This window comes from Desulfobacter latus, from assembly GCF_013389365.1.
Classification (GTDB): domain Bacteria; phylum Desulfobacterota; class Desulfobacteria; order Desulfobacterales; family Desulfobacteraceae; genus Desulfobacter; species Desulfobacter latus.
In genome coordinates, this window is sequence record NZ_JACADJ010000080.1 from 1 (window position 1) to 16,566 (window position 16,566).

Genomic DNA, 16,566 nt, shown 5'->3' on the forward strand with positions numbered 1-16,566 from the left:
TTCATGCCCTCTGGGCTTAACCCAAATCCTGGCCCTTCGGGTCAGGATTTTTACTATATAAAACACTACTTATGATTTTAATAAATTACTTATTGATATTTTTTAATACTTTTAAATCGACTATATTCTGACGAATACCGAGCTTTTCAGCGAGTTGTGATTGTGACAGATTCGCCTTAAGTCGTGCGGCAGACAGAAGGTTTCCTATCCTATTTGATTGCATTTCTTGCCAGAAATCAGTCTGTTCAATAGAGATACTCTCATCTTGGTCAGAAGCAAGAATATTTACTTCATATTTCTTGCTTATCCATTCAATAAGTTCATTAACATTCTCACCTTGAAGAGAAATCTCAATACGGGGCTTTTTCACGAGAGCCAACATAATACACCTCAATTTCGATTTCCCCTTGTCGGAAAGTCCAACAAGCCACATGCCTATAATTCAAATGGCAATGCTATGAATCCTTCCCTAAAGGAGAAAAGTTATGCCAACTTTTTTGTATCGGGCCATCTTCTTTATTGGGTACTGGGTATTGGGTACTGGGTACTGGGTACTGGGAAGGCGGGATCAGGATCTGGGAAGGGAGAAAGAGCGGAGGCCGGCGGCGACGAGGGCCGTGAAAAGCAGGGCATTGGCAGGAATCTGGAGGTTGCCGTCGGAGTAGCTGTGGACGAGGATGGCGACGACCGCAGCCATGCAGCCCAGGGCGATGCCGGAAGTCTGGCGGCTGCGGTGTTTGAATTTTTTGAACCCGGCCCTGAAAAAAAGATAGAGCAGCCACAGCATCAGGGGGATGACCAGGATGCCCGTGTCTGCGGTGAACTGGAGATAATCATTGTGGGCGTATCTGGCCAGAACCGTGTAGCCGGGTTGCTGATACGGCGGATACGCCACTTCAAAGGTGCCCGGCCCGGTGCCGGCGACCGGGTTGTCCGCGATCATGTGCCGGGTACCCTCCCATAGATTGAGCCGGTGGGCGATATTGTCTTCCATCTCCCCCTGGGTCAGGGTCATGATCCGTTCCACCACGGGGGTGGAGGCCATCACAATCACGGCCGTCACCACGGTACCGGCAAACAGATATCCCACCAGGCGCTTGTGGGCGAAGCCTTTTTTGAGCAGCAGCACCACAGCCATGAACACCAAGGCACCGGCCGTGCCGGCCCACCCGCCCCGGGACAGGGTCAGGGCCTGGCAGACAATGAGAAACAGAACCAGACAGATCAGACCGATCTTCTCTTCTACCGGCCTGGACCGGATCAGAAACATGGCCAGCACCATCAAAAACGTCAAATTTTTCATACCACCCGGGTTCATTTACCTCCCGGAACCGGTGAGCATCACCCACACCGTTCTGAAAATAATCTTTGTGTCGTTCCACAACGGCCAGTTGTCAATATATGCCAGATCCAGCTTCATCCATTCCTTGAATCAGGATCCGGCTCAACGGGGCTTGGCGCTGGGACCGGTATACTCCGAACGCCCGGAAACTCAGATACCAGAGGATGATCACCAGCAGCATCAGGTAGTAGTTGGGGAACAGTGGACAGACAGCCCAAGTCTCCGGGCAGGAATTCTCGTTTGATAAAATAAGCGGCAATGAATGACCCAGAAGAGATGAGTCGGTCGGCCCCCGGAACGGTGACCCAGCCACTCCGCTAACGTTTCCTGACGATAATGGTACACTCTTTGTCCTCATCGAAAAGATAATCAATTCCGCTGGTCATGATAACCTGGACCTTGTTGTCGATAATCAGGTATCTGTCGTGCTTTTTACGAAACTCCCGGACAACAACTGCGTTTTTAGGCAGCTTCCAGTCACTGCAGATGCGCTTTATTTCCCTTACTTTGTCTTTCGGAAATGGGACTGTACAATGGATAGAAAATGGCTTGTTCGGGAAAAACGTCTCAAAGAATTGTTTTGTGGATGACCAGTTTTCAACACTGTAGGGATCATGAAGCACCACCCAGGATGCCTTTGCCAGCAATGCCTTCAGCCAGGCATGTATTTTGGTCCTTTTTTCACCTGGTTCGCAGGTCAACGTATAATTGCTGCGTATCGGATCTCCGTGAACATCGACGTATGGGAAGTCGCAACAATCATGGGAAAGAATCAACTTGTAAAATGTGAGCCTGGAAAGCTCGTCCAAATCCTGATTTACAAATCCGACAGATGCCAGGCCGGTCATAAGAGGCGCATCATCAATGCCCAGACGCCTCAACTGACTGACATTGGTCAACAAAGGCGGTTTGTAAAGGTGCAGCATTTTTTCAACCAGCACTGCATCATGGGGTCTGCCGTGCTTAAACGCATGAAACTCGCCGTAGAGCGAATCGGAGAGAACCAGAGAATAATCCATCAGCTCATTTCCAGAAGTTCAGAAAGCGTAGAATCGAAAAAACCGCCGGGAAAGACTGTTTCATGGCCGTCCGGATCCACAAAATGACCCCGCTCATTGATACCCAGACGGGAAAACGGTGTTTTGTCGTCCGGCTTGTAATGAATAACACAACTTTCAGCACTCAGATTTTTTTTATACACTTCGTAACGGACCCTGTTCACGAGGTGTTCGCAATGGGTTTCCGCAATCACCTCCACCCCGCTTGAGGCCAGAAACGCAAACAGGCATCCCAGCCTGGCCTGGGCCGCCGGATGCAGATGGATTTCGGGATTTTCCATCAACAGCACATGCCCGGGTTCCGCCGTGAGACACATCACCAGAAGCTTCAACAGATAACTGGTTCCGGCCCCACTGTTCAAAGGCGATACCTCCCCGATCTCCGGCGTATTGAAACTGACCCTGACCTGGAATTCGGTTACTTTTTCGACAACCGGCCCCACGTCATAACCGGTGATGAATGACAGCCACCACGCAACCTGGGCTTTCAGGGTTTTGGCGGGCGCCCTGCCCACAACCAGGGACTCATGAACCGGCTTGTCCTTGCGCCGCTCAAAATATCCCAGGGCATATTGCCCGCTCTCACCGATTTTCATTTCCAGATTCAGCTCTGCCAGTGTTTCCGGACCGACCCTGTTGGCACAAAGATAAAACAGGTTGGATTCATACGCCAGCACGCCCGGCGCCACCGGTTCTGTCACAGCATGTTCATCCGCCTTCAATGTCCGGCACAGTGGCGCGTCCCACCCTCTGCCGGTAATTTTGATCTCCACTGACGACGCATTGTCATACCTGTTATACACCTCCGAGAACCGGGAAAAGGGCTTGACAACCTCTTTCAGGCGGACCAGATTTTCCTGTTCACAAATACCGGCTCCCAGCAAAATTGCCTGGATAACCGTTGATTTACCAGAGGAGTTGGGGCCTGCCAGCAGGGTCAATGGGACAAAATCAAGTGATTCATGGCGAATGCATTTGAACGATTTGATTTCCAGATGATCAATCATGTTTCTTTCCTTCCCGCCAGTGCTTCAACCGCTTTGAACCGATATTCAACGCTTGTGGTGCTGTCCACCCGCCCCTTGAAAAAATCGCTGTTGTCAAATACGATTTTCAGCTCATCAAGATCTTTTTTCAACGCCGCCTTATCCAGACCATCCAAATTCACCAAAGCAAAAAAATGGGCCATTGCTTCAAACAACGCCATGTTGATGGGTCTTTTGTTGACATTGTATGTCTGGAAACGGAATCCATCCGGGCCCAGCACCTCAAAACTCCGGGACATGGCAACATTGAACATTTTCTCCAGGGCCTCGATCCGTTCAGAGGAAAAGCTGTTGATCGTCTGCATCACCATTGCCAGCAACTCATCCGGTTTGCTTTTGTATTGAAACTCCAGTTCCTGCTGCCGCCAAAGATGGAAGCCCAGAAACCGGAGAATAATATATTGATCCCGCATCCGAACACCTTTGACACCATTGCCGGTGGCTTTTTTGAATGCCGTAAATTTGCTCAGTTTTTTCAACAGCCGGGTGGAAGCCCCTGAATAAAGGGCATGGCGCATTTCCTGGCTGTTCAACCGTGTTCCGCCACGGTTTACCCGGTCAAATATATCATACTTTACCCGTTCCGGAGTGGGCGGTTCGATGACATAGACAGACACTTGATACCGTTCAATTTTACTCTGATAGAGAGGCGCCAGTTCGTTGAATTTTTTTTTATCGAATTGCGGCAGCATTTTCAGATTATCCAAAAAAAATTCATTGTCCAGATACCTCACAATGGCGCTGATACGCTGCCGGCCGTCCACGATCTGTTTTTTTCCTTCCATATCCTCGAACACATAAAACACGGGAATAGGTATTCCCATAAGCACACTTTCGATCAATTCCCGCTCCTGTTCGAGTTTCCATACACGCTTGCGCTGGAATTCCGGATCAAGGATCAATTCCCCGGTATCCCTTATCATCCGCCGGATCTCAAAAACACTGTATTGGTCTCTGCTGATCTTTACCGTGGCATCCGGATAAACATCCTCAAAGCAGGCCGACAGCCCTGCCTCGCTCTCCAATTCCAGTGACGGCTGTTTCATGGCTTTGTCATTTTTCATCATTGCCCTTTTATCGGCCGCAAAGTTTATGAATTTACATAACATAAACCTTGCGGCAAATAATGGCAACCCAAATAAGCAGGCCTGACCCCACGCGCATTGGGTACTGGGTACTGGGTACTGGGAAGGCGGGATCAGGATCTGGGAAGGGAGAAGGAGCGGAGGCCGGCGGCGACGAGGGCCGTGAAAAGCAGGGCATTGGCAGGGATCTGGAGGTTGCCGTCGGAGTAGCTGTGGACAAGGATGGCGACGACCGCGCCCATGGTCCCCAGGGTGATGCCCTGGGTCTGGCGGCTGCGGCTTTTGAGGCGGGTGAAACCAATTCGGAAGAACCAATAGCTCAGCCACACCATCACTGCAATTGCCAAAATACCGGTCTCGGCGGGAAACTGGAGAAAATCGCTGTGGGCGTACCGGGGAAGTACGGTCAATCCCGGCACCTGGTAAGGCGGAAACGCCGTCGCAAAGGTTCCGGGTCCGGTACCGGCAACCAGGTTGTCTTTTATCATGGCCCGGGTGCCCGCCCAGTAGGTCAAGCGGCCGGTGAGGCTCTCCTCGATCTCCCCCTGGGTCAGGGTGGTGATACGGTCCACCACCGGGGTGCTGGCCATGACGATCAAGGCCGTTACAACCACCGTTCCCAGGAGTGTTGCCACCAGCCGTTTGTGCGCAAATCCTTTTTTCAGCAAAAGCACCGTAACCATGAATACCAGTGACACAGCCGTGGCGGTCCATCCGCCCCGGGACAGGGTCAACGCCTGGCACACAATCAGAAACAACGCCAGACAGACCATGCCGATACGGAGCTCCACGGATCTCAACCGGGTTAAAAACATCCCCAGAACCAAGGGAATGGCCATTTCCAGGAACCCGGCCATGTGATTGGCATTGACATACACGCCGCTGAGTCGTGTGGCCCCATGATTTTTTCTCAGCTCCGGGGCATAATCCCACCAGGTAAACACCAGGATGTCAAACCGCTTTAAGAGCCCCACCACGCACAAAAAAACAGCCGTTCCCGCCACCACCCACACCAGCGCCCGCTGCGTCTCCCGGGTTCTCACCGACACCACCACCAGATAAAAAAATCCCAGGTAGGTGGCCAGCATGATCAGCCCCTGCAAGGCCAGGGCCGGATGGGGGGACATCACAGTGGACCACACGCCCAGGGCCGCCACCGGTCCAATGATCCACCATAAGGATCGGCCCGGTATCAGGCTGTCCGGGCTGTTGTTCTTTGTTGACGACCGGCGTTTACCGGACCTGGCTTTTTTTTTGTACCGCGCCACGATCAGCAGCAATCCGCCCAGAATTACCATAATCTGGATCAAGGTTTGGGCCCAGGGATGTACTCCCCCTCGGAGTAGCGGAGAGATAGCAATTAATAGACATACAATTATAAATACGGGGTTTTTCATAAAATGCGGGGCATCCTTCATATCACCCCCAAAGTACTTTACACTTTTTTGGGGAATGATTGCTAAAAAATAGGGTGCTTGCTCCAAAAAGTGTAAACTGGTAAATGAAGGATGCCAAATGCGGCAAGGAAACCCCTGAGTCTTTAGCTCAGGGGAGGAATTGCCGCCCTCCTTATAATAATTTAGTAGCCATGCACCGGACCTTAGCACGTCGTATGGCAAAAACAATTTCTCCGGTATCGTCGTTAATCACGGCAATTCCGGTGTCTCTACTGCCCGGATCAATCTTGATCCGCAATGGGTTTGATGCCACGTCCAAAACGGTCTCTTTCAAAATGATTGTGAAGGGGAACTGTCTGAAAACCGCGGCTTTCCCTTCTGTCAAAAGCAGTCTTCCCTTTGCCGGATGTACCGGATTCTGCGGCTTTTTGTTTGTATCCAGAACAAATACGTTCAATTTAAAAATCCTCTTGTTTCCAAGGTAATGTTTGCCGCGTCAATGTTATGATCGGGTTTGGCGCAAGCAGCACCGGCTTAACCCCTTAAACCTGTTTAACCACTTGCCGTAGAACCTGGAGCTGGCGAGCACCCCAGGGTACCTATTTCCGATCTAACGTAGTGCTCGAAGCACTTAGACTGGTCAACTTTGGGGCCTTTTCAAGCCCCTCGGTCTTTAGCCGAGGGGTAGTTGACAGGAAAGCAGGATTTGTGGTACTGCGGGAACAAAGCCCGGCTACCGTTTCCTGGTCGGTTTGGGTGAGATAGGGAGACATGGGCAGGCTCAGACAGTGGGCTGCCACATATTCCGATACCGGGAAATCGCCGGGCTGATGCCCCAGATCGGCAAATGCACCCTGGAGGTGCAGCGGGGCCGTATAATAAGCCACAGACGGAATATCCCGGGACTTCAGGGCGGCCGACAGGGCCTCCCGGTCTTTGGACAAGATGGTGTACTGCGCATAGACCGAGGTGTTACCCGGCGCGATGACCGGGGTGGTGATGCCGGGAATATCCGTCAGCAACGTGTCGTAGCGCCGCCCGATCTGTTCCCGGGCCTTGCATTCCCCGGGAAACAGGGTGAACTTTTCCAACAGAATCGCGGCCTGGAGGGTGTCCAGCCGGCCGTTGATGCCCACCCGGGGATGCTGATGTTTAACCTTCTGACCGTGCACGCGAATCTGGCGCATCCGGTCCGTAAGATCATGGTCCGACGTAAAGATGGCGCCCCCGTCTCCATAGCACCCCAGGGGTTTGGAGGGAAAAAACGATGTACACCCGATCCGTGATTGATTACACGACTGCCTGCCGTGGTGTGTGGCACCAAAGCTTTGGGCGCCATCCTCGATGACCGGGATGCCGTGCCGCTCCGCAATGGCGTTGATCCGGGTCATGTCCGCACACTGGCCGTAGATGCCCACGGGCATGATGGCCCGGGTTTTCGACGTGATGACCGCCTCGATCTTGTCCGGGTCCATGTTGAACGTGTCCGGCAGAATATCCACAAATACGGGCCTGGCCCCCAGCAGGGCAATCACTTCAGCCGTGGAGATCCAGGTATAGGGTACGGTGATCACTTCATCGCCGGACTGGATCTCCAGGGCCATGAGGGCCATGAGCAGCGCATCCGTACCCGAGGCACAGGAGATGCAGTGGGATACGCCCACATACTCCGCCAGCATCGCTTCCAGCTCGAACACCTCCGGACCCATGATATATTTTCCATGATCAAGCACCTGGCTGATCCGCCGGTCAATCCCGGCCCTTATTTTTTTCTGCTGTGCTGCAAGATCTATAAACTGCATAAACACTCCACGTTTCAGACTCAGAAGTCAACCGTTGGCAACAAAGCTGACGTCTGATCCCATAAGTTGATAACAATCACCGGTGTGGGGACAAATCGCTTCACCCTCACCGGTCAGCGGCAGATCCAGCTGTTCGCCGAACCGGCTCATCCATCCGACGTGACGGGCCGGCACCCCCACCATCAGGGCATAGGGCTTCACCGGCCGGTTCACAACCGCGCCGGCCCCCACAAACGCATACGCGCCGATATCGTTGCCGCACACAATGGTACAGTTGGCCCCCAGCGTCACACCTTTTGCCACCCGGGTAAATTGGTATTCCTCTTTTCTGGATATGGCAGACCGAGGATTGTACACATTGGTGAACACCATGGATGGTCCGCAAAACACGTCATCCGCCAGCACAACATTGTCATACACCGACACATTATTCTGGATCTTGACATTGTTGCCGATGGTCACCTTGTTCCCCACAAACACGTTCTGGCCCAGGGAACAGCCCTCACCGATCACGGCACCGCCGCAGATATGTACCCAGTGCCAGACCCGGGTCCCGGCACCGATTACAGCACCGTCATCCACAATCGCTGTTTCATGTATAAATGTCATCGGTCTGCTTCCTATAGAAACGGATGGCGTTCGCCGGTCTGCGTGGATACGTCGGCATTGCGGATCGTATACACGGTTTCCAGGCTGGGACGGGCCTCTTCCAGAGGAAATCCCCTGCCGGCCAGAATCTCCTGGTAACTCAGGGTATGCAGATCCGTAAACCCGCCGGAAAATTCAATTTCTTCTCCGTCCACCTGAATGGAGCGATAGGTACGCATGCCCTTGGATGTGGCTTCGACCGGCAGATAGTCGGCATTCACGCTCAAAAACCACCGAACCCGGGCATTGGCCAGGTCAAAGTATCCGGCAGCCAGGTCCGGGTCGGACTTGTGTACAATGTTGGTCTTGACTGCCCCGAAAATCCAGATGAGCATGTCGAAAAAATGTATCCCGATGTTGGTGGCGATCCCCCCGGATTTTTCCAGGTCCCCTTTCCAGGAGACAAAGTACCACTGCCCCCGGGAGGTGAGATAGGTCAGATCAACATCATATATCTTGTCCGGATTCTCTGCCAGCTCGGCAGCCACCTTTTCCTTGAGTGCGATGATACTCGGGTGTAACCGCAGCTGCAGGATGTTCCAGACCCGCGCACCGTTGTCAGCCTGAATCTCAGCCAGGGCATCCAGGTTCCAGGGGTTGAGCACCAGGGGTTTTTCGCAGACGGCATCCGCGCCGATTCGCAGGGCAAACCGCATATGGGCATCATGGATATAGTTGGGCGAGCAGATGCTGACATAGTCAATGGCTCCGTCGCCTTTGCGCCGCAGCTTTTCCACATGCCGGTCAAATCGCTCAAATTCCGTAAAAAATGCCGCCTCCGGAAAATAACTGTCAATAATCCCTACCGAATCATTCCGGTCCAGGGCTGCAACCAGACGATTCCCCGTATCCGCAATGGCGCGCATATGCCGGGGCGCTACATATCCGGCCGCGCCGATGAGTGCAAAATTTTTCTCCATTTGTGTCGTTATTTCTCCTTTTTATTTTATAACCACGGAATACACGGAAAGCACTGAAATTTAGAGCGCAAAGCGCTCAATCTGTACCTTTGGGTGCCTGCCGAAGTTGATTAGTAATCCCAACTCCAAATTTGTTGCTTTCAGGTAGTTGATAACCTGTGCTTTATGTTCAGGCGCGATCTCCTTAACCGCTTTTAACTCCAATAAAATTTTTTTGTAACAGATCAAATCCGGTTTGTAGGTTTGATGAAGCGCTTCGCCTTTATACCTCAACTGGATCTCCTGCTGAGCAACAAAGGGAATACCCCGTTTGCCTAACTCTTTTTCCAGACACTCCTGATAAACTGCTTCCAGAAACCCGCAGCCCATCTCTTTGTAAACCTCAAAGACAGCACCACGAATCACATACGTCTCGTCTTCAAAAATCAACTCCATTCCCGTAGCTTCCCGTTTATTGATATTTATTAACCACGGAATACACGGAAGGGCACGGAAATTTAGAGCGCAAAGCGCTTAATTTATAATTTTTTCCGTGTATTTCCGTGTATTCCGTGGTTAAAAATCATTTACTCCGTGGTTAAAAATCATTTACTCCGAGCACCTTTTATAGCGATATTCACAAAAGATTTTCAGAAATAAACAATCTGTGTTCGAATCACATACGTCTCGTCTTCAAAAATCAACTCCATTCCCGTAGCTTCCGTTTATTGATATTTATTAACCACGGAATACACGGAAGGGCACGGAAATTTAGAGCGCAAAGCGCTTAATTTATAATTTTTTCCGTGTATTTCCGTGTATTCCGTGGTTAAAAATCATTTACTCCGAGCACCTTTTATAGCGATATTCACAAAAGATTTCCAGAAATAAACAATCTGTGTTCGAATCGGTCGATCCAAAAACGCCCGGATATACCGCCGCTCAGACTCACAGATCTCCTCAAACGTCTCCGGCAGGTCCGCATAAAACGGCGGAATCAACCCCGGCCGCACCTTCTTTCTTAATTCCTGCAGATCCGCATCATACAGACTCAAATACTGAAAACTCAGGGGCCGCACCCCCACCAGCCCGAAATCGCCCTTAAACCAGTTGTAAAACATGGGCAATTCATCAATCCAGAGCTTGCGCATCACCTTGCCCCAGGTGGTCATGCGGAAATCATTCTCGATCTTGCCCCCTTTTTGCAGGCCATGCAGATCATACATATACTGCTGGAGGTATTCGGAATAAGGATGCATGGTCCGGAACTTGTATGTGTTAACCACGCCCCCCCCAAATCCGGAGCGCTTCAGGGCCACCAGGGGCCCATACGTGGGACTCCGGTCCAGAGAGGATGTTTTGACCTTTCGGGCAATGAAATGTAAACGGTTATCGATATTCTCTGTTGCCACGATTTCAAATCCGCAGAAACACAGCCGCCCCAGCACCTCTGCCTGGGAAATCACCCGGTTTTTCCCCTTGGTCACGGCAAAATAGACCTTCTGCACCCAGGGCAGCTTGGGCATCATCCGGTGAACCATAAAATCCAGCACATATACGATATGGGCAAGCTGCCGGGGATATTTTCCATAAATCCAGTTTCTATGGGTCCTGATGGTATGGGCATACCCGGCAAAATACCCTCCGGGCATGATCATCTGATGGAGCTGGAGAAAATGGACATTCAACCGCCGGCAGTCATTAAGCTTATGCATGCTGATATACAGCCGCAGCATCAATTGGTCATCCCTCATGAGAAAAGGCTCGCAACTGCGGTCCACCAGACTCTCCACACAGCGAATATCCTGCAGATCCACATGGGCGGACAAAAAATTAAAAAACGCCGGATTCTCCGAATCAAAAAACCGCCGCAATTTATGGGTACAGGGTGCCATCATGCGCGCACGCACTGTTTCCAGATCCACATTCAGATCATACTCTTCCTGGCCAATCAGCTTTTTGACCTGCCCGACCGATTCAATATCCGACTCGGCATGACTGTATTTGCGCGTGGAAAAATAGAGCAGCAAAGCCAGCCATTCCAGGCCCATGAATACCACTATGGTGCCGAATCCCTGGAATCTGGAGTAGTTGAACATGCGAAATCCAAACACCAGCACCCCGAATGTGGTGAGCATGAGCAGCCCGGTTTTAATCCACTGCCACAGGGCAAAGTAGAAATTTTTCTGCCCGATTAGGTTAAATTTGCTCCCGGCCAGGGAAAGCCCGAACCACACCCCTACCAGAATCAAACCCAGGCGGTCATACCCGGGCGGCAGTGCCAACCGGTCCTGCTTGAGCCAGTTAACCGCAAAAAACGCCGTCACCAACAGGATAAAATCCAACCCCAGAAACCGATATGAAAACGGAGAATCACGCCCGGCAGATTCCGCTTCGTCTATCGTCGCGTATAAATCATCCGGCTGCCCGACAAAGGGAACAACATACCGATACCCCGCAGACCAGATCACCATCTCCATCAAAAACAGTATGCCGCAGGTGGCAAACACCTGCACCCGGGAATATTGACTCAACCCCAGCATGACCACCAGGAACACAATCATGTAGGTGAGATACAACCCGGATTTGAGCAACACCTGTAACCCTTTTAAATATCCCTGATATGCCCCCGGCAGAAATTTTTTCCCCACCAGGCCGGACAGCACCCAGCACAGGTAAAACAGGACCAGGAGCCAGCCATAACCTTCCGACAAGCTCAGCGATCCTCGCTTGATATAGTTGATCACAAAAAATGAAAGACTGATCAGGATGACATCCACCCCGATCAGCCGAAACGTTGTCAGCTTCAGTTTCTGCATATTTTCGGTCATGTTTTTATTGATTTTATCTGTTTTTATAACCACGGAAGGCACGGAAAGCACTGAAAAATTAGAGCGCAAAGCGCTCAATGAATATTTTAAGTTCGTTGTTTTCAGCCAACAGCACCACAAACCACAGAAGTCTCATCTTCAAAAAACAACCCCATTTCCGTGTCCTTCCGTGTCTTCCGTGGTTAATCTAAGTGTTAAGAGGATCAGACTTCTTCAAACGCCATTTGAGGCAATTGAATATAAGAGTCAGGCTGTTCCTCTCTTTTTTGAATTGCAAAAAAATGCTTTTCGATCTTTTTCAAAACAGCCGCTTCGTAGAAAACCATCCCACAAGTACTACAAATTTCTACAGGCGTATTTGGTACAAGTAAATAATTACCCTTGTATGAATACAAATAATCTGTTTTTTTTGATTCATATTCATTACCGCCACAAAAAAAACATTTCTTAATCATTTTTCACCTCTCTTCCACGGAGTGATAAATTTGGGAGGCTTTGGAACATAGACTGTTATAATACAAAGTTGTTCCCCTCGCCAACCACAAACGATATGGATGGGTGTGTGGTGAGCGAATCCAAGAACCAAACAACTCTCTCCTCTACCCGTATCTGGATAATCTTCCAGCATCTCACCGGACAATAGAGCCAGTTCAATTTCCTCGAAAGTTAAAGAATCTGCTTTACGTTCTATTTCAGCATGCAACGAATAAACATACAAATCAGCCTTTACGCGACTCTTTATTACGTCAATATTCATAATTCATAACGACCCGTTCAAGCAACTTTTTTTTGGTCATGAATACGTTTAAATTCATGATCTGCCAACAGATATTTGCAACCCATCCGTGAGTTAGCTGACCCCACCACTATTTACTCCCGGCACCTTTAAAGGCGATGTTTATAAAGAATCTGAAGAAATATCGAATATAGGTTTTGATCGGATGGGCCAGAAACGCTTTGATATATCGCCACTTCGACTCACATATCTCCTCAAACGTCTCAGGCAGGTCGGCGTAAAACGGCTACACCAGCCCGGGCCGGATTTTTTTGCGCAGCTCCTGCAGCTCCGGATCATACAGGCTCAGGTACTGAAAGCTCAGGGGCTGCCCCCCCCCACCTGGCCGAAATCACCTTTGCCCCAGTTGTACAGCATGGGCAGCTCATCCAGCCACAGTTTGCGCATCACCTTGCCCCAGGTGATCATAAGGATTCGGATCAAACCCGGCCAGTTCCAAAGGCTCATCCTCAAAATATAACATTATGGATTCTTTAATATTTTTAACCACTTCATCAAGTGTTTTCCCTTGGCTGAAAATATCTAAGTCATCAATACACCTGGCACAATAAAACTCACCATCATGATATATTTCAATCTTAATCATTTTTTTCATAGCCACCTCAAAAAATCAAAACTCATTTCCGTGCCCTTCCGTGTATTCCGTGGTTAAAAAACCTTAACCCACCCGCGGATCATTTCGCATCCACAAAGCCTTCAGATTCAAAAAGACGAATCAACGTCATATAATGAAACTAAAGACAGCAATAATGCAGGACGAAAATGAGGGTAACAGGCGCTTCGCCCTCTTGTTTCCTAATATTATTACAAGTCTATAAATCAAGAAAACGACTAGCCGGAACATTAAATATTATAGAAAGTTTTTTAGCAGTAGCAAGGCTGATAGAACGTGTACCACGCTCCATGTTAGATACAATCTGTCTAGAAACATTTCCCAATTTTTTACCCAACTGCTCTTGGGTTAATTGATTATTTTTACGGTAAATGCGCATAGCATCACCAGGAGTAGTTATCTCTGCTACTTCTTTGTACCAATCACTTTCGGTTATTTCAATGTATTCTTCGTCTCCTTCGTATATTTTAAGGTCACCTCCATATTCATTCCTAAGCATTTCAAGAATACGAGATGGAATCTTTCCTTGAATATGAATACTAGTATGGGGCGTTTTCACGCGAGCCTGCATAATACACCTCTATTTCAATGGTTTCTTCTTCCATACGCCAACATGCCACCCATTTTCTTGAAAGATGGCAATGATATTCTATGGCGGAAAGCTTGCTGTAGTTAGGCCAATCGTAGGCCACTGGACCATTTTCTTTTAAATCGTCGACCAATAATCTCATCTTTTTCTGAACATTCACAGGTAATTGTCTGATCCCTTTAAGAGCTTTCTTTTTGATGATAACCTGATAATTCATACTATATATGTAATCACTTTATGACTACAAGGCAAGACTTTTTTTGCAGTCCGGACGGAGAAGTCAGCCGACGGGGACAAAGCCGAGCGGGTTGTCGAAAATCACAGCTAAAGCGAAGGCTCCTCTACGAGATGCAGCTGCAGTAAATGCTATACGATGCTGCCTTTTATCTGATTATCCGGCACTGCCATCCTTGAGCATAACCCGGTACAGGATATCGGAATAATAGTCGGCCAGATCTTTTTCAATGTTATTTTCATGTTCCGCCATAATCAAATTTTATCCGGCCCTGATTTTTCAGTCAAAACATTTTTATCTGCGTTCATCTGCGGCTAAAATCTCAAAGCACCCAGAACTGACCACCCTAATCCACCAAAGCCCAAATCTCCGCCTCATCTTTTCCGGTTTTAATCGCCTCTATAATCTTTACCAGCATTTCCACATCATCAATTTTATTCACTTTAGCCATTATCGCATCAAAATCTCCCGGAAATTTAAGGGTAATGCCCAATTCAATGGCTTCTCTAAAGCCTTTCAGCTCACCTTTTTTCTCACCTTCTTTCCGAAGTTTCTCCGCCAATGTCATGATATACCTCCCTGTCTCTTTAGAGATCGCCTGCTCCGCCATCTCCTTTATTTGCTGCAATGACAGATCCTCCTCATCCAGCACCGATGCCAGGTACCGGATCACCGTCTCCAGATATTGCAGTCCGGTCTCTTTTTTCATCAATATCCCCAGCAGAGAAAAGATCTCCGGCAGCTTGTGCTTCAGCTCAGGTTTGAAAATGTACTTGAACAGCAGCAACATCACCCGCCCCATGATGGTGCCTTTTATCTGATCATCGGAAAACCGATGCAGATCGTACAGTTCAAATCCGAAATCCGGGATGTACCCGGCAAGCTCATCTACCGGACCGGACAGCAGCGATGTCAGCCGCACACCATCTTCCGGCCACTCTTTTCCGGCATGACAAATCAGCAACGGAATCACAACAGGCAGCTTGACCGATCTCCTTCTACCCTTGTGCTGTTTGATGTACAAACGCCAGATCTTGAGCATATATTCCAGCAGCTGAAGATGGACATATTTGTCGTGATAGCTTTTATGCTCAAACAGCATATATATCAATCCGGCACTGCCATCCTTGAGCATAACCCGGTACAGGATATCGGAATAATAGTCGGCCAGATCTTTTTCAATGAAACTGTCCTTGCTGATCTCCAGAGTGGACAGATCCACCAGTTTCAGTACCTGATCCGGCAGGTACTGGTTCAAAAAGCTGCGGACATTCTCCTTGTCTCTGTAAGTCTCCCGAAACAGCTTATCATGCGGATTAATAACCTCTATGTTATTTTCATGTTCCACCATAATCAAATTTTATCCGGCCCTGATTTTTCAGTCAATATTTTTGACCTTGATCATCGTTTGGTCCACCGTGTAGGTTGGGTTGAACGAAGTGAAACCCAACATTTTGTATTTGTTGGGTTTCGTTCCTCAACCCAATCTACCTTTCAAGCATTGGGCGAAACGGTGATCAAGGCCATATTTTTTTACAAGGAGGTGTGGTCTTCAGAAAGAGCAAAACAAAATCATTGAGGAAAATCGAGAAAAAGCGAGTACGAAGAAAAGCAGAAGGGATAAACCGTATTACACAAGGGCTTGCGCTGAATATGTAAAATCAAAACTCATTTCCGTGCCCTTCCGTGTCTTCCGTGGTTAAAAAACCGTAACCCACCCATCTCCGGATCATCTCGCACCCAGCCCCCAAAATCAACCCAGCACTATTCCCAAGGGCATCGTTCACATTCCAGGCCCGCCAGGGCAGCAGATATTGAACCCCTTCCAGCCCCACGGCCAGGGCCAGGCATACCAATACCACCGCCCAGATCGGATGCCCGGAAAACCCCATACACCACAACACCGGCACCGGCAGAAACACCAGCCCATGCACCAGATAATCCAGCCGCAGCTCAAATACAAACATATCCGTCAACATGGAGAGTCCTATCCCGATTCGCATTGAGATAGTCGTTCTACATTAATGTTAAGGCTTTCTGCAATCCGTTTTGCCATGTCTGGCGTAAGACGACGTTTCCCTCTTTCATAGTCACTTATCAGGTTATAAAATCTCATTAAATAGTAATCAAAAGTATTTAATTTACGATTCAATTAGAGTTTTTTATTAAAATGTAAACACCTTAAGTGGCTGAAACCCGCAGCCTCTATTCCTTATCTTTGTAAG

At 49.2% G+C, this 16,566-nt stretch carries 21 protein-coding genes; all 21 read right to left on the reverse strand.

What is annotated here, in order from left to right:
* Positions 1-85: 85 nt before the first annotated feature.
* Complete coding sequence (locus HXW94_RS16155; protein WP_218576769.1) at positions 86-394, reverse strand: helix-turn-helix domain-containing protein; 309 nt, start codon at positions 392-394, stop codon at positions 86-88.
* A 174-nt stretch (positions 395-568) separates the two neighbouring features.
* Positions 569-1,318, reverse strand: a complete 750-nt coding sequence (locus HXW94_RS16160) for an O-antigen ligase family protein (RefSeq protein WP_246294138.1) — start codon at positions 1,316-1,318, stop codon at positions 569-571.
* A complete protein-coding gene (locus HXW94_RS16165) occupies positions 1,319-1,420 on the reverse strand; it encodes a sugar transferase (RefSeq protein ID WP_246294140.1) in 102 nt (33 codons plus the stop codon).
* Between the two features lie 239 nt (positions 1,421-1,659).
* Positions 1,660-2,361: a hypothetical protein gene (locus HXW94_RS16170; RefSeq protein ID WP_178367935.1), complete on the reverse strand. Its 702-nt coding sequence runs from the start codon at positions 2,359-2,361 to the stop codon at positions 1,660-1,662.
* Entirely contained in the window at positions 2,361-3,407 is a 1,047-nt protein-coding gene (locus HXW94_RS16175) for an AAA family ATPase (RefSeq protein ID WP_178367936.1), read from the reverse strand. Before HXW94_RS16175 ends, HXW94_RS16170 begins: the two co-directional genes overlap by 1 nt.
* Positions 3,404-4,513: a DUF262 domain-containing protein gene (locus HXW94_RS16180; RefSeq protein ID WP_246294141.1), complete on the reverse strand. Its 1,110-nt coding sequence runs from the start codon at positions 4,511-4,513 to the stop codon at positions 3,404-3,406. The genes HXW94_RS16175 and HXW94_RS16180 overlap by 4 nt, the downstream gene beginning before the upstream one ends.
* Positions 4,514-4,644: 131 nt before the next feature.
* Positions 4,645-5,841, reverse strand: coding sequence for an O-antigen ligase family protein (locus HXW94_RS16185; protein WP_246294143.1), 1,197 nt, complete (start codon positions 5,839-5,841; stop codon positions 4,645-4,647).
* Positions 5,842-6,100: 259 nt separating this feature from the next.
* Entirely contained in the window at positions 6,101-6,385 is a 285-nt protein-coding gene (locus tag HXW94_RS16190; RefSeq protein ID WP_178367938.1) for an RRXRR domain-containing protein, read from the reverse strand.
* Positions 6,386-6,527: 142 nt separating this feature from the next.
* Positions 6,528-7,730, reverse strand: a complete 1,203-nt coding sequence (locus tag HXW94_RS16195) for a DegT/DnrJ/EryC1/StrS family aminotransferase (protein WP_178367939.1) — start codon at positions 7,728-7,730, stop codon at positions 6,528-6,530.
* A 27-nt stretch (positions 7,731-7,757) separates the two neighbouring features.
* On the reverse strand, positions 7,758-8,339 hold the full coding sequence (locus tag HXW94_RS16200; RefSeq protein ID WP_178367940.1) for an acyltransferase: 582 nt from the start codon (positions 8,337-8,339) through the stop codon (positions 7,758-7,760).
* A gap of 11 nt (positions 8,340-8,350) precedes the next feature.
* Positions 8,351-9,298 (reverse strand): Gfo/Idh/MocA family protein, encoded by a 948-nt coding sequence (locus HXW94_RS16205; RefSeq protein ID WP_178367941.1) that lies wholly within the window; start codon positions 9,296-9,298, stop codon positions 8,351-8,353.
* 60 nt (positions 9,299-9,358) lie between these two features.
* Positions 9,359-9,733, reverse strand: coding sequence for a GxxExxY protein (locus tag HXW94_RS16210; protein WP_178367942.1), 375 nt, complete (start codon positions 9,731-9,733; stop codon positions 9,359-9,361).
* 380 nt (positions 9,734-10,113) lie between these two features.
* Entirely contained in the window at positions 10,114-12,096 is a 1,983-nt protein-coding gene (locus HXW94_RS16215) for a sugar transferase (RefSeq protein WP_178367952.1), read from the reverse strand.
* A gap of 215 nt (positions 12,097-12,311) precedes the next feature.
* Entirely contained in the window at positions 12,312-12,563 is a 252-nt protein-coding gene (locus HXW94_RS16220) for a type II toxin-antitoxin system MqsA family antitoxin (RefSeq protein WP_178367943.1), read from the reverse strand.
* Complete coding sequence (locus tag HXW94_RS16225; protein WP_178367944.1) at positions 12,560-12,865, reverse strand: DUF4258 domain-containing protein; 306 nt, start codon at positions 12,863-12,865, stop codon at positions 12,560-12,562. Before HXW94_RS16225 ends, HXW94_RS16220 begins: the two co-directional genes overlap by 4 nt.
* 403 nt (positions 12,866-13,268) lie before the next feature.
* Complete coding sequence (locus HXW94_RS16230; protein ID WP_246294145.1) at positions 13,269-13,499, reverse strand: type II toxin-antitoxin system HicB family antitoxin; 231 nt, start codon at positions 13,497-13,499, stop codon at positions 13,269-13,271.
* Positions 13,500-13,716: 217 nt separating this feature from the next.
* Positions 13,717-14,076, reverse strand: coding sequence for a helix-turn-helix domain-containing protein (locus HXW94_RS20170; RefSeq protein ID WP_178367945.1), 360 nt, complete (start codon positions 14,074-14,076; stop codon positions 13,717-13,719).
* Entirely contained in the window at positions 14,057-14,323 is a 267-nt protein-coding gene (locus HXW94_RS16240) for a type II toxin-antitoxin system RelE family toxin (protein ID WP_178367946.1), read from the reverse strand. The genes HXW94_RS20170 and HXW94_RS16240 overlap by 20 nt, the downstream gene beginning before the upstream one ends.
* A gap of 364 nt (positions 14,324-14,687) precedes the next feature.
* The gene (locus tag HXW94_RS16245; RefSeq protein ID WP_178367947.1) at positions 14,688-15,692 is read right to left on the reverse strand and encodes an Rpn family recombination-promoting nuclease/putative transposase; all 1,005 of its coding nucleotides are present in this window, start codon (positions 15,690-15,692) and stop codon (positions 14,688-14,690) included.
* Between the two features lie 310 nt (positions 15,693-16,002).
* Positions 16,003-16,320: a VanZ family protein gene (locus tag HXW94_RS16250; protein ID WP_178367948.1), complete on the reverse strand. Its 318-nt coding sequence runs from the start codon at positions 16,318-16,320 to the stop codon at positions 16,003-16,005.
* Positions 16,321-16,328: 8 nt separating this feature from the next.
* The gene (locus HXW94_RS20430; protein ID WP_425484225.1) at positions 16,329-16,457 is read right to left on the reverse strand and encodes a helix-turn-helix domain-containing protein; all 129 of its coding nucleotides are present in this window, start codon (positions 16,455-16,457) and stop codon (positions 16,329-16,331) included.
* Between the last annotated feature and the right edge of the window lie 109 nt (positions 16,458-16,566).

Bases quoted from the DNA above. Each gene is read 5' to 3' on its own strand.
- HXW94_RS16160 (WP_246294138.1), bottom strand. From the start codon at position 1,318: ATGAACCCGGGTGGTATGAAAAATTTGACGTTTTTGATGGTGCTGGCC.
- HXW94_RS16165 (WP_246294140.1), bottom strand. From the start codon at position 1,420: ATGAAGCTGGATCTGGCATATATTGACAACTGGCCGTTGTGGAACGAC.
- HXW94_RS16170 (WP_178367935.1), bottom strand. From the start codon at position 2,361: ATGGATTATTCTCTGGTTCTCTCCGATTCGCTCTACGGCGAGTTTCAT.
- HXW94_RS16175 (WP_178367936.1), bottom strand. From the start codon at position 3,407: ATGATTGATCATCTGGAAATCAAATCGTTCAAATGCATTCGCCATGAA.
- HXW94_RS16180 (WP_246294141.1), bottom strand. From the start codon at position 4,513: ATGATGAAAAATGACAAAGCCATGAAACAGCCGTCACTGGAATTGGAG.
- HXW94_RS16195 (WP_178367939.1), bottom strand. From the start codon at position 7,730: ATGCAGTTTATAGATCTTGCAGCACAGCAGAAAAAAATAAGGGCCGGG.
- HXW94_RS16200 (WP_178367940.1), bottom strand. From the start codon at position 8,339: ATGACATTTATACATGAAACAGCGATTGTGGATGACGGTGCTGTAATC.
- HXW94_RS16205 (WP_178367941.1), bottom strand. From the start codon at position 9,298: ATGGAGAAAAATTTTGCACTCATCGGCGCGGCCGGATATGTAGCGCCC.
- HXW94_RS16210 (WP_178367942.1), bottom strand. From the start codon at position 9,733: ATGGAGTTGATTTTTGAAGACGAGACGTATGTGATTCGTGGTGCTGTC.
- HXW94_RS16215 (WP_178367952.1), bottom strand. From the start codon at position 12,096: ATGCAGAAACTGAAGCTGACAACGTTTCGGCTGATCGGGGTGGATGTC.
- HXW94_RS16220 (WP_178367943.1), bottom strand. From the start codon at position 12,563: ATGATTAAGAAATGTTTTTTTTGTGGCGGTAATGAATATGAATCAAAA.
- HXW94_RS16225 (WP_178367944.1), bottom strand. From the start codon at position 12,865: ATGAATATTGACGTAATAAAGAGTCGCGTAAAGGCTGATTTGTATGTT.
- HXW94_RS16230 (WP_246294145.1), bottom strand. From the start codon at position 13,499: ATGAAAAAAATGATTAAGATTGAAATATATCATGATGGTGAGTTTTAT.
- HXW94_RS16240 (WP_178367946.1), bottom strand. From the start codon at position 14,323: ATGAATTATCAGGTTATCATCAAAAAGAAAGCTCTTAAAGGGATCAGA.
- HXW94_RS16245 (WP_178367947.1), bottom strand. From the start codon at position 15,692: ATGGTGGAACATGAAAATAACATAGAGGTTATTAATCCGCATGATAAG.
- HXW94_RS16250 (WP_178367948.1), bottom strand. From the start codon at position 16,320: ATGTTGACGGATATGTTTGTATTTGAGCTGCGGCTGGATTATCTGGTG.
- HXW94_RS20430 (WP_425484225.1), bottom strand. From the start codon at position 16,457: ATGAGATTTTATAACCTGATAAGTGACTATGAAAGAGGGAAACGTCGT.